1 protein-coding gene is annotated in these 3118 nt (G+C 43.5%); it reads right to left on the bottom strand.

Features of this window, described 5'->3' with window-relative positions:
- A partial coding sequence (locus H6S82_RS26355; protein ID WP_191056965.1) for a PAS domain S-box protein occupies window positions 1-3036 on the bottom strand: 3036 nt, incomplete at its 3' end.
- Window positions 3037-3118 lie beyond the last annotated feature (82 nt).

Genomic DNA, 3118 nt, shown 5'->3' with positions numbered 1-3118 from the left:
CATTTTTTCCGCTTGAATTAATTGAGTTTGGGTATTTTGCAATTTTTTGAGGGTGATTTCTAATTCTTGAGTTTGTTGGCGCAGTTGAATTTCTGATTGACGCAATGCTGTTTCTGCCTGTATACGCTCTATTTCAGCAGCAGCACGAGTAGCAAATATTCTCAAGATGGCCGATTGCATTTCTAGATTTTTTACCATCGGCTTAGTGTCTAGAACTGCCAGCAATCCCAAACGCTCGCCAGCAGCATTTATAATCGGTAAACCAGCATAACTTTCGGCTTGGAGCATGACTAAATCAGCATCTTTAGGAAAAAGCGATTGAACTGAATTTTGGTATAAACATAAATCACCTTTAGTATAAACGTTCTCACAGGGAGCGCCGACTAAATTGTAAATAAAATTATCGCCAAATTCGTCTCCTGCCCAAAATGCTAGAGTTTGGGCGGACAATTTTTCTGAATCAACAAATATGGCGATCAAAGCATAACGTACTTCTAAAACTTGGGCGATATATTGGACGCAACTTTTGAAGAATGAGTCGCCTATTTTTGCTGCTGTACCTTCAACAATTAAACGGAGAGCTTGTTCTTGATGTTTGCGATCGCTAATATCAAAATTAATCCCGATCATCTTTCGAGGATTACCTTCTGCGTCCCGCCGAACTAGACCGAATGCTTTAATGAAATGGATACTACCATCAGGATGAACGACGCGAAATTCAATATCAAATTCTGCTTTTCCCAAAACAGCTTGACGGATTAATCTTTCCGAGGTTTCTCGGTCATCAGGATGTAGCCCAGTTGCCCAAATGTCGTAAACTAATCTGGAATCAGTGTTCTTGGTTACGCCATATAGCTCGTACATCCGATCGTCCCAAAGGAGGGTGTTCTGTACGAGATCCCATTCCCAACAGCCAATTTTCCCGGACTTGAATGCCAACGACAAACGGTCTGATATTTCCTTCAGTTGAGCTTCGGCTTCTTTGCGATCGGTAATATCATTTCCTATACCCAAAAATCCGGTAATTTTTCCGTTGCGATCGCGTAAAGCCGTGACAGAAAGTTGCACGGGAAATCGAGAACCATCTTTACGAATATAAGACCATTCATATTCGTCAACTATTCCCAAACGTGCCTTAGCAACAAATACCTCAAACCCCGGTGCAATCGGTTGACCGAGTTCTGCGGTTAGTTCGGTTGCCCGTTGTTTAATTTCTTCTAAATCGTGAATAACTGCTGGTGTAAGTTGGTCTATCATTTCGGCTGATGAATATCCCAATAATCTTTGGGCAGCAGCATTAAAAGTTTTGATAATACCATTAGGATCGGTTGAAATAATTGTATACTTAGCGCTGTCTAAAATTGCTTCTTGTAAATGGCTAGTTTCCATTAACTTAGCTTGCGCTTCTTTGCGGGATGTTATATCAACTCTAATTGACAAATACTGACTTGGTTTACCATGCTCGTTGAGCAAAGGAATGATAGTTGTATCTACCCAATAATAAGTGCCATCCTTAGCTTTATTTTTGATTTCTCCTTGCCATTCTTGCCCTGCCGAAATAGTCTGCCAAAGATTTTGGAAGAATTCTTTAGGATGATAATCGGATTTGATTAAGCGATGGTTTTGGCCAATGATTTCGGCTTTAGAATATTTAGATATTTGGCAAAAATTATCGTTGGCATAGTTAATGATTCCTCGTTCATCCGTGATGGAAACGATCGCGGCGCGATCCAAAGCAAATTTAATATCTGATAATTGTTTTAGGGAATTGCGGAGAGCGAGTTCTGTGGCTTTACTTTCTGTAATATCTCGCAGGATTGTGGAAAAGTATTCGACTTTTCCTTCCGTTGATTTGTGAGCTAGGATGACTTGAGAAACGGGAATTTCGCGTCCGGTCGAATCCTGTATTGCTGTCTCGCCGTGCCAACTGCCGGAACGTGCTGCTGACGGCAAGCCCTGATTGAAGATAATATCTAAAGCCCACTTGGGATGAGATGTAGATATTTCCACATTGGCGATTGTATCTTCATTATTATCAAACAGATTTCGCCAAGCTTGATTGAGATACAAAGCTTTACCCGTTAAATCGGCAGTTCCGACTAAATCTGATGTGCTTTCGAGAATGGCAAGCAAGCGTTGATTGTCAGCTTCAGCCTTTTTGCTGTCTGTGATATCCCGAATATAGCCATGCCAAAGGGTACTGCCATCTGGTTCTCGCTGGGGCGTAGCATCACCGACTAACCACAACATCCGTCCATCCGGTAAGCAAACTCGATATTCGCAATACCAAGGGGTAAGGTGTTCGGCAGATTCGAGAATGGATTGATTGAGGCGATCGAGATCTTCAGGATGAATAATTGCAAACATCTTAGAAGCATCCTCGCGCACTTCTTCTGGGGTAACGCCATAAATCTCTTTCAAACCCTCACTGGCGTAGGGAAGATGGAAAGTACCATCAGGACGCATCCGAAACTGATAAATAACTCCGGGAATGTGGCGGGCAATTTGTTCTAAGGGATGACTCTCTGCGGGGGTAGCTATCCTCCCTGGCGCAATACCTGCTTCTTGTAGTTGCGCTTGGCTTTGTGCCAGTTGACGGCTAAGTTCCTCGACTTGCGCCTGTGCTTGTTTGCGTTCTGTAACATCTCGCATTACGGAAAGATGGCGATGAGGTAAAAAGTTTGCTGTTGCGGCGTATTCCACGATACGGATTTCCCCATCAGTCCGCACTAAGCGAAACTCACCCCGCGCTTTTTCCTGTTGTAGAAATTGTTGCCATACTGCTGGGAAATCATACCCAGGTTCTGCAAACTCATAGATGTAGCGTCCCAGCAGTTCATTTCGCTGTAGGCCAAATAATTCACAGGCGGCGGGGTTGACATCTAGGTAACGCCCTCGGTCATCGACGATCGCGATCGCATCGAGGGCAGTCTCAAACAGCGTCCGCAATTGACGATCTCTAAGAGACTGCTGGGTTGGATCTTCTGACTCGATGGGGCGATCGAGGCCAGAACTATATCCTAATGGGGATGACATACAAGATTAATTGCTTGTACGAGTTATTATTTTTACATTTTGCACTACGATCGCGAAAAGCGCTAATATCTCGCTTCCAGAC

The sequence above is a fragment of the Planktothrix sp. FACHB-1355 genome (assembly GCF_014748295.1).
Classification (GTDB): Bacteria; Cyanobacteriota; Cyanobacteriia; order Cyanobacteriales; family Aerosakkonemataceae; genus Aerosakkonema; species Aerosakkonema funiforme_A.
This window is presented reverse-complemented; position numbering and strand designations above follow the sequence as displayed.